This is a genomic window from Pseudomonas sp. 30_B (assembly GCF_017491605.1).
In the GTDB taxonomy this organism is placed as follows: Bacteria; Pseudomonadota; Gammaproteobacteria; order Pseudomonadales; family Pseudomonadaceae; genus Pseudomonas.
In genome coordinates this window covers 45574-53552 of record NZ_JAFGYY010000030.1, presented here as the reverse complement: position 1 = coordinate 53552, position 7979 = coordinate 45574, and the positions used below count along the sequence as shown (strand labels likewise).

The following is a 7979-nucleotide window of genomic DNA, read 5'->3' as shown; positions in this document are numbered from 1 at the left end:
CCCTGGGCTGGCAACTCCCCAGCGACGGTCCCAAGACCCTCAACGGCCTGGTCACCGAAGCGCAGCACGCAGAGCAGGATCGGTGCCCAGGCGCCGATGCTGTCGTAGCCCGGCAGCAGGCCGATCAGGGTGGTCGAGACGCCCATCAGCAGCAGCGAGGCCACCAGCGTGGATTTGCGTCCGATGCGGTCGCCGAAGTGGCCGAACAGCGCCGAGCCCAGCGGGCGGGCGAGGAAGGCGATGCCGAAGGTGAGGAAGGCGCTCAGTGCCTGGGCGGTGCCGGACGTCTGCGGGAAGAACACCGGGCCGATCACCAGGGCGGCGGCGGTGGCGTAGACGTAGAAGTCGTAGAACTCGATGGCGGTGCCGATGAAGCTGGCCACCGCAACACGGGTGGTGGAGTTGGTCTGTGCGGCCGGCTGTCCGGCGTCGAGGGTGGTGCTGGTCATGCGGGTCGGTCCCTGGCAGTCCTGCTCGGCGACGACTCTGCGGTCGTGTCCGGCGTCATTGGAGGCATCGCCATGGCGCGAGCGGGAAGCGCGGCCCGGTGTCGGGGCAGGGGAGGCGCGGCTCGCGGCGGGTCGGGGCGAGGCCGGCTGCTTCGCAAGGCAACGACGCAGGGTCGAGGCTCGGCGGGCGTGCGGTGACTGGCCAGCGGGGCGGCGCGGATAGCAGCCGTGGCTGGCGGGAGGCTGGGTAAGCCGTCCGGATTATAGGGGCGGGTGGGGCCGCTCAGGCAAGCTCGTCGCGCTGCGGCAGCGGCGGCGTTGGGATGCCGGGTTGCCAGACGCGTACGCTTTTCACGCGGTTCTCGCCGGACTGCAGGATTTCCAGGCGGTAGCGGCCGATCTTCAGGCACACCGCGCAGTCGGGAATCTGCTCCAGCGCTTCGGTGACCAGGCCGTTGAGGGTCTTGGGACCGTCGCTGGGGAGTTGCCAGCCCAGGGCGCGGTTGAGGTCGCGCAGGTTGGCCGAGCCGTCGATCACATAGGTGCCGTCGGCCTGCGGGTGGATATCGGGGTTGCGCAGGGCGTCCTGGTTGCTGAACTCGCCGACGATCTCTTCGAGGATGTCTTCCAGGGTGATGATGCCGATCACCTCGCCATACTCGTCGACGACGATGCCGATGCGGCGCTTCTGCTTCTGGAAGTTGATCAGCTGGGTCGACAGCGGCGTGCTCTCCGGCACGAAGTAGGGCTCCAGGCACGCGGCCTTGAGGCTTTCCTTGGTCAGCTGGTTATGGGTCAGCAGGCGGGCGATCTGGCGCATGTGCACCACGCCCTCGACCTGGTTGATGTCGTTGCGGAATACCGGCAGGCGGGTGTGGGTGGTGTTGCGCAGCTGGCCGATGATGGTTTCCAGCTCGTCGTCCAGGTCGATGCCCTGCACTTCGTTGCGCGGCACCATCAGGTCGTTCACGGTGATCTTTTCCAGATCGAGGATGCTCAGCAGCATGTTCTGCCGGTTGGCGGTGAGCTTCTCGCTGGACTCGGTGACCACGCTTTTCAGCTCCTCGCTGCTCAGCGGCTTGCTGATGCGCTGGGTCGGGTCGAGGCCGCAGGCCCGCAGGAGCAGGTTGCTCACCCCGGTCATCAGCCACAGCAGCGGGCTGAACAGCTTCTGCAGCCACAGCAGCGGCAGGCTGGCGGGGAAGGCGACGTTCTCGGGGCGCAGCGTGGCGTAGGTCTTGGGGGTGATCTCGCCGAAGATCAGCAGCACCAGGGTCAGGACGATGGTGGTCGGCGCGACGGCGGCGTCGCCCCACAGGCGCAGGGCCAGCAGGGTGGCCAGGGAGGAGGCGATGATGTTGACGAAGTTGTTGCCGATCAGGATGGTGCCCAGCAGCCGGTCGGTGCGCAGCAGCAGCCAGCTGGTGCGCCGGGCACCGCGGTTGCCCTGCTTGGACAGGTGGCGCAGGCGATAGCGGTCGAGGCTGAGGACGCCGGTTTCGACGCTGGAGAAGAACGCGGAGCACAGCAGCAGGAAGACCAGCAGGCCGATCATGTAGCCGGGATGGATGTCGCCCATGCGTCGGGTTCCTTCGGCGTTTCGCGGCGGTGCGGCACCGCCGCCAGCGTCAGATGTGCAGGATGAATTCCTTGACCAGCTTGCTGCCGAAATAGGCCAGCATCAACAGGCAGAAGCCCGCCAGGGTCCAGCGGATCGCCTTGTGCCCGCGCCAGCCGAGCTGGTGGCGGCCCCACAGCAGCACGGCGAACACCACCCAGGCAAAGCAGGAGAGGATGGTCTTGTGCGCCAGGTGCTGGGCGAACAGGTTGTCGACGAACAGCCAGCCGGAGATCAGCGACAGCGAGAGCAGCGACCAGCCGCCCCAGAGAAAGCCGAACAGCAGGCTTTCCATGGTCTGCAGCGGCGGGAAGTTGCGGATCAGACCCGATGGATGCTTGTGCTTGAGCTGGTGATCCTGCACCAGCAACAGCAGTGCCTGGACTACGGCGATAGTCAGCAGGCCATAGGCGAGGATCGACAGCAGGATGTGCGCGAGGATGCCTGGCTGCTCGTTGATCGGCTCGATGGTGCCATGGGGCACCAGTGCCGCCAGCAGGGTGGTCAGGGCGCCGAGCGGATAGAGGACGATCAGCAGGATGTGCACCGGGATGCGCAGGCAGGCCAGCAGCGTCAGTGCGGTGACCGCGGCGGAAATCAGGCTGGCGGCATTGAAGAAGTCCAGCACCAGACCGCCGGGCGTCAGCAGCTCCTGGCTCAGGCTGTACGCCTGGCAGAGCAGGGCGGCCAGGCCCAGCAGGAGGAGTAGCGGCTTTTGCGGCGGGTTGCGGCGGGCCAGGCTAACGCCCTGGTAGACGGTAGTGCCGATATAAAGGACGGCGGCGATCAGGCTGGGCAGCAGAGGTTGCATAAGTCCTTGGAACAGTCCTTGGAAGGGGGACCCGAAAGGCCGTGAGTGTGGCACAGAACGGCCGGGTCTAGAAAGCCGCTGAGAACAGTTCGCTTCTGGTGCGGGTGTGGTCCGTCACGGAGGGATCATCGGCGGTGTTGGCGCTGGCCGCACTTCGCTATAATCGCCGGCTTGCTGACAAGCCAAACCCTGACCCGACCGGGTCTGATTAGGAACGCGCATGTTCGAAAACCTTACAGATCGCCTCTCGCAAACGCTGCGCCACGTCACCGGCAAGGCCAAGCTGACCGAGGACAACATCAAGGACACGCTCCGCGAAGTGCGGATGGCCCTGCTGGAGGCCGACGTGGCCCTGCCGGTGGTCAAGGACTTCGTCGCCAAGATCAAGGATCGCGCGGTCGGCACCGAGGTTTCCAAGAGCCTGACCCCGGGCCAGGCCTTCGTGAAGATCGTCCAGGCCGAACTGGTCGAGTTGATGGGCGCGGCTAACGAGGACCTGGCCCTCAACGCGGCGCCGCCTGCGGTCATCCTGATGGCCGGCCTGCAGGGCGCGGGCAAGACCACCACCGCCGGCAAGCTGGCGCGCTTCCTCAAGGAGCGCAAGAAGAAGTCCGTGCTGCTGGTGTCCGCCGACGTTTATCGCCCGGCGGCGATCAAGCAGCTGGAAACCCTGGCCAATGACCTGGAAGTGACCTTCTTCCCGTCCGACACCAGCCAGAAGCCGGTGGACATCGCCGAAGCCGCGATTCGCGAGGCGAAGCTGAAGTTCATCGACGTGGTGATCGTGGATACCGCCGGTCGTCTGCACATCGACGCCGACATGATGGACGAGATCAAGCAGGTCCACGCGGCGATCAAGCCGGTGGAAACCCTGTTCGTGGTCGACGCCATGACCGGCCAGGACGCCGCCAACACCGCCAAGGCCTTCAACGACGCGCTGCCGCTGACCGGCGTGGTGCTGACCAAGGTCGACGGCGACGCCCGTGGCGGTGCCGCGCTGTCCGTGCGCGCCATCACCGGCAAGCCGATCAAGTTCCTCGGCATGGGCGAGAAGAGCGAAGCGCTCGATCCGTTCCACCCTGATCGCGTGGCCTCGCGCATCCTCGGCATGGGCGACGTGCTCAGCCTGATCGAGCAGGCCGAGCAGAACATGGACCGCGAGAAGGCCGAGAAGCTCGCGAAGAAGATCAAGAAGGGCAAGGGCTTCGACCTCGAAGACTTCCGCGATCAGCTGCAACAGATGAAGAACATGGGCGGCCTGGGCAGCCTGATGGACAAGCTGCCGATGCTGGGCGGTGTGAACCTGTCGCAGATGGGTAACGCGCAGAACGCGGCGGAGAAGCAGTTCAAGCAGATGGAGGCGATCATCAACTCCATGACCCCGGCCGAGCGCCGCGACCCGGAAGTGATCAGTGGCTCGCGCAAGCGCCGCATCGCCCTGGGTTCCGGCACCCAGGTGCAGGACGTCGGCCGTCTCATCAAGCAGCACAAGCAGATGCAGAAGGTCATGAAGAAGGTCACCGCCAAGGGCGGCATGGCCAAGATGATGCGCGGCATGGGCAGCATGTTCCCCGGCGGCATGCCCAAGATGTGACCCCAGACGGCCCGCCACCCGGCGGGCCGGACGCGCTGCGGCTTGCGGCGCGGGGCTTTAGCTCATAGAATATGCGGCCTTTCGGGCTATGTGCCCGAGGGCTGCATTTCTTTTTTGCAAGCAAACCATAGGAACAACGTACGCATGGTAACCATTCGTCTGGCTCGTGGCGGCTCCAAGAAGCGCCCGTTCTATCACCTGACCGTGACCAACAGCCGCAACGCTCGCGACGGCCGTTTTGTTGAGCGCGTCGGTTTCTTCAACCCCGTTGCAACTGGTGCCGAGGTCAAGGTCTCGATCAACCAGGAGCGTCTGAACTACTGGCTGAGCCAAGGCGCTCAACCGTCTGAGCGTGTTGCTCAGCTGATCAAGGACGCCGCCAAGGCTGCCTGAGATCGATGAACACGAAGCCTGCTCCCGCCGAGGAGATGATTGTTCTCGGCAAGATCGTATCGGTGCACGGCATTCGTGGTGAGGTGAAGGTGTATTCCTTTACCGATCCGTTGGACAACCTGCTGGACTACCGTCGCTGGACGCTCAAGCGTGGCAACGAGGTTCGACAGGCTGAGCTGGTTCAAGGTCGCGTGCAGGGCAATGTCCTGGTCGCGAAGCTGAAGGGACTGGATGATCGCGAGATCGCCCGCACCTTCGCAGAGTTCGAAATCCTGGTCCCGCGCAGCGAGCTGCCGGTGCTGGACGATGGCGAGTTCTACTGGAGCCAGTTGGAAGGTCTCAAGGTGATCGACCAGAACGGGCAACTGTTCGGGATTCTCGACCACATGCTGGAGACCGGCGCCAACGATGTGATGGTAGTCAAGCCCTGCGCAGGCAGCCTGGACGACCGTGAACGCCTGCTCCCGTATACGGATCAGTGCGTGCAATCGGTGGACCTGGAAGCCGGCGAGATGCGGGTGGACTGGGACGCGGACTTCTAAGCCATGTGGATGAGAGCCCTCAGCCGATGTGGATAGGAGTGATCAGCATCTTTCCGGAGATGTTTCGCGCCATCAGCGACTATGGCATCACGAGTCGCGCGGTCAAGCAGGAGCTGATTCAGCTTCAGTGCTTCAACCCGCGAAGCAACACCGAGGACCGTCACCAGACGGTGGACGACCGGCCTTTCGGCGGTGGTCCCGGCATGGTGATGAAAATCAAGCCGCTCGAAGGCGCACTGGGCGATGCCCGGCAAGCCGCAGGCGGACCGGCGAAGGTGATCTACCTCTCGCCGCAAGGTCGCAAGCTGACGCAGGCGGCCGTGAAAGAACTGGCGAACGAGGAACGACTGATCCTGATCGCCGGGCGTTACGAAGGCATCGACGAGCGCTTCATTGAAGAGCATGTCGATGAGGAATGGTCAGTTGGCGATTATGTCCTGTCCGGGGGTGAGCTTCCGGCCATGGTGCTGATTGACGCGGTCACGCGATTGTTGCCCGGTGCACTGGGCCACGTGGACTCCGCCGAGGAGGACTCCTTCACGGATGGCCTGCTCGACTGTCCGCACTACACCCGACCCGAGGTGTACGCAGACAAGCGTGTTCCTGAGGTGCTGCTCAGCGGCAACCACGAACACATCCGGCGCTGGCGTTTGCAGCAGTCCTTAGGCAGGACCTGGGAACGACGTGCCGATCTTCTGGATTGCCGCTCGCTTTCTGGAGAAGAGAAGAAGCTGCTGGAGGAATACATCCGCCAGCGGAACGATAGTTAACGTATCGATGGCGAGCGCCGAGCGTTTGTCTTAGGAGCACTGAAATGACCAACAAGATCATTCAGCAGATCGAAGCTGAACAGATGAACAAAGAGATTCCGGCGTTCGCCCCCGGCGACACCGTAATCGTCCAGGTTAAAGTGAAGGAAGGCGACCGTCAGCGTCTGCAGGCCTTCGAAGGCGTTGTCATCGGCAAGCGTAACCGCGGCCTGAACAGTGCTTTCACCGTTCGCAAGATCTCCAACGGCGTAGGCGTTGAGCGTACCTTCCAGACCTACAGCCCGCTGGTAGACAGCGTTTCCGTCAAGCGTCGCGGCGACGTGCGCAAGGCCAAGCTGTACTACCTCCGCGAACTGTCCGGCAAGGCAGCGCGCATCAAGGAAAAACTGGTCTAAGACCGGTTCTTTCGAAGAAAAAAGCAGCCCACGGGCTGCTTTTTTCTTGCCTGGCGTTTGCCGGCCAACCGGTCCGGTCGCCCCACCTGCCTCCGGCAGCGCATCACAAGTACAACACCCGCAGCACTGGCAGCCACCCCTCATTGCATCAGGTAGCAGTGGCATGAGCCCCCGAGAGCAAGAAATCCTCCGCCGCACGACGTTGGCGGAAACCCGCGTGACCAAGGCGATCTTCCCGCCCACCACCAATCACCACAACACTCTGTTCGGCGGCACCGCGCTGGCCTGGATGGACGAGGTCTCCTTCATCGCCGCGACGCGCTTCTGCCGCCTGCCGCTGGTGACGGTTTCCACTGACCGCATCGATTTCAAGCATCCGATCCCTGCCGGCTCCATCGTCGAGCTGATCGGGCGGGTGGTGAAGGTCGGCAACACCAGCCTCAAGGTCGAGGTGGAAGTCTTCGTCGAGAGCATGGCCGCCGACGGTCGCGAGAAGGCCATCCACGGCCTGTTCAGCTTCGTCGCCATCGATGACGAGAAGCGTCCGGTGCCGGTCCTGCCCGGCTTCGAGGCCTGAAACGCAAGAAGGCGCCCATGGGCGCCTTCTTTCATTTGAATTGTAGGAGCGAGCTTGCTCGCGAACAGATTTGCCGGTCACATCGGTGTTGGGCGGTTGACGAGCAAGCTCGCTCCTACAGATATCCATCCATCGGTTTTAGTGGCGCAGGCTGATCTTCAGCGAAGCCTGGGACAGGTCGATGTTCTGCAGGCTCAGGCTGCCCATGCTCTGGGTTTTCGGCGCACCGGCGACGCGGATGTTGTCGAAGCGTACCTCGCCGATGGAGCTGGGCAGGCGCACATTGATCGAGCCATCGGCATTGAGGGTCGAGGAGGCGTGCAGGGTGTCGTACTGCACGTCGCGCATGGAAGTCTCGGCGTCCAGGCTGTCCACCACCGGCAATACCAGTCGCGCGAGCTGCTTGACGGTGCCCACGCCGTCGCCGCTTTCGGCACTGACCAGCAGGCTCTGCAGGGTGTCATCGAATCCCTGGGCGTTGATGTTGCTCATCTCATGGTCGCTGAGCGGCCTCAAGCCCTGGGGTGCCTCGTGTCGGGTGATGCTGGTCGGGGCCTGACGCTGCACATCCGCGCTGGCCAGCTGGAACGGGCTGAGCAGCGCCGCGAGAAGCGTCGCCGCCAGGCGCACGTTGTTCTGCTTCTTCAATGCGCGACCGAGCTGGCGCTCGCTGATCCAGCCTTGCTGGATCAGGGTTTCGCCCAGGCGCAGTCCATTGGTGAGCTGGAGCTGGATGGCCTGCTCCAGCTGTCGGGAGGTGATCAGTCCCTTGCAGACCAGGATCTGACCGAGGCGGGAGTTTTGCTGACTGGGCATGACGGTAAGCTTCA

The 7979-nt window shown here is 63.8% G+C and carries 10 protein-coding genes; 6 read left to right on the top strand and 4 right to left on the bottom strand.

All coding sequences use genetic code 11. From position 1 onward, the window contains the following. The 3 genes from J5M67_RS24250 to J5M67_RS24240 form a co-directional block, all read right to left on the bottom strand. Positions 1–449 (bottom strand): MFS transporter (locus J5M67_RS24250; RefSeq protein ID WP_207888040.1); only part of this gene is annotated, 449 nt, incomplete at its 3' end. Positions 450–732: 283 nt separating this feature from the next. Beyond that, positions 733–2028, bottom strand: coding sequence for an HlyC/CorC family transporter (locus J5M67_RS24245; protein WP_207888039.1), 1296 nt, complete (start codon positions 2026–2028; stop codon positions 733–735). A 49-nt stretch (positions 2029–2077) separates the two neighbouring features. Then, positions 2078–2878, bottom strand: coding sequence for an inner membrane protein YpjD (locus J5M67_RS24240; RefSeq protein ID WP_207888038.1), 801 nt, complete (start codon positions 2876–2878; stop codon positions 2078–2080). Between the two features lie 220 nt (positions 2879–3098). Between J5M67_RS24240 and ffh the strand changes: the two genes are divergently transcribed. The 6 genes from ffh to J5M67_RS24210 all read left to right on the top strand — a co-directional run bounded on the left by ffh (position 3099) and on the right by J5M67_RS24210 (position 7149). Beyond that, a complete protein-coding gene (gene ffh, locus J5M67_RS24235; RefSeq protein WP_207888037.1) occupies positions 3099–4472 on the top strand; it encodes a signal recognition particle protein in 1374 nt (457 codons plus the stop codon). 144 nt (positions 4473–4616) lie between these two features. After that, complete coding sequence (gene rpsP, locus J5M67_RS24230; RefSeq protein ID WP_152225269.1) at positions 4617–4865, top strand: 30S ribosomal protein S16; 249 nt, start codon at positions 4617–4619, stop codon at positions 4863–4865. 5 nt (positions 4866–4870) lie between these two features. Continuing rightward, positions 4871–5407: a ribosome maturation factor RimM gene (gene rimM, locus J5M67_RS24225; protein ID WP_207888036.1), complete on the top strand. Its 537-nt coding sequence runs from the start codon at positions 4871–4873 to the stop codon at positions 5405–5407. A 26-nt stretch (positions 5408–5433) separates the two neighbouring features. Beyond that, entirely contained in the window at positions 5434–6177 is a 744-nt protein-coding gene (gene trmD / locus J5M67_RS24220; protein ID WP_152225264.1) for a tRNA (guanosine(37)-N1)-methyltransferase TrmD, read from the top strand. A gap of 44 nt (positions 6178–6221) precedes the next feature. Further along, positions 6222–6572: a 50S ribosomal protein L19 gene (gene rplS, locus J5M67_RS24215; protein WP_009616363.1), complete on the top strand. Its 351-nt coding sequence runs from the start codon at positions 6222–6224 to the stop codon at positions 6570–6572. Between the two features lie 163 nt (positions 6573–6735). Continuing rightward, on the top strand, positions 6736–7149 hold the full coding sequence (locus tag J5M67_RS24210; RefSeq protein ID WP_207888035.1) for an acyl-CoA thioesterase: 414 nt from the start codon (positions 6736–6738) through the stop codon (positions 7147–7149). Positions 7150–7287: 138 nt separating this feature from the next. On the opposite strand, the gene J5M67_RS24205 is transcribed toward J5M67_RS24210, so the two are convergent. Next, the gene (locus tag J5M67_RS24205) at positions 7288–7965 is read right to left on the bottom strand and encodes a hypothetical protein (protein ID WP_207888034.1); all 678 of its coding nucleotides are present in this window, start codon (positions 7963–7965) and stop codon (positions 7288–7290) included. Between the last annotated feature and the right edge of the window lie 14 nt (positions 7966–7979).